1 pseudogene is annotated in these 244 nt (G+C 34.0%); it reads right to left on the bottom strand.

Annotated features, from left to right (window positions below):
* Positions 1-244 (bottom strand): annotated as a pseudogene (locus SB775_RS32900) (heavy metal translocating P-type ATPase); the annotation flags it as partial.

The following is a 244-nucleotide window of genomic DNA, read 5'->3' as shown; positions in this document are numbered from 1 at the left end:
CTTTTACCTCATCAGAGATAACGATATAACCTGCATATTCCCCATCTACAGCAACGTGAACTAATGTACCTACCGTTTCTGGTTGCTTAAATGTAATGTTTTCTTTTCTCATTAATTTAGCATTACCTGCAAAAATTTCTTTTCCTTGTACTTTTACGACTGTACCGTGACCAGAAATTTCGTTATACTCATCGATTATTTTTTCATCAATTGATTTTCCATATGCCTTTCGAATAGATTGTGC

The sequence above is a fragment of the Peribacillus sp. SIMBA_075 genome, from assembly GCF_046534585.1.
This window is presented reverse-complemented; position numbering and strand designations above follow the sequence as displayed.